Genomic DNA, 713 nt, shown 5'->3' on the forward strand with positions numbered 1-713 from the left:
TTTTGTATTTCGTCCAAACAAGCCCATCCGGGCTTGTTGCGTACCCGACAGCGTCCGGTTCGTGTGTCTCTCCGCCGGAATACCACATCTTGTAAAGTTTAGCGTCGGCATCCCATTCAACATTCGGAATCATCACGGTAAGTTCTCTTTCCCAACCTGCTTCTGCCGTTAAAACGGGTTTGTCCGATTTCCTTTCAAAGTGGATTCCGTCGGTACTCGTTGCGTAACCAATCCATGACCTGCTTTTCGACCAATCGTCGTGCCAAACCTGACCGGTGTACCAAAGATGATACACGCCGTCCCGCTTAACAATGCCGGGGCGATTGACCTCATTTTCCCAACCGGAGTCGCGATTGGAAGCGAGAACGACTTGAGGTTCAGACCAATTAATTCCGTCCTTGCTTTCGGTGTAAGCAATCGACCTTTTGCGGTGCCACGAGAACCACATCTTGTATTTGCCATCCTCTTGCAGCATCGTCATATCGAAATACGTGCCGAGGTCCGCGCCGCCGAACACCGGATTGTTCGCGTATTTCGTCCATTGATTAGTCGTAACCACGCCTTGGTCGGCATTGACGGTTAACTTGTTTTGTGCCTGTATCGGATAAAAGAGACTGAGTGCGGCAACGATGCAAAATAAAAATACTCTTTTCATATCTGAGTTATTTTAATTATAATTATTAATGTTTATTTTTATTTTGTAGGAAATCCCA

General features: G+C 46.8%; 1 protein-coding gene. It reads right to left on the reverse strand.

The annotated features are described in order from the left end of the window. On the reverse strand, nt 1-655 hold a 655-nt coding region (locus ASC50_RS02545), incomplete at its 3' end, for a glycoside hydrolase family protein (RefSeq protein ID WP_478209959.1). Nucleotides 656-713: the final 58 nt, after the last annotated feature.

This window comes from Candidatus Symbiothrix dinenymphae, assembly GCF_001431085.1.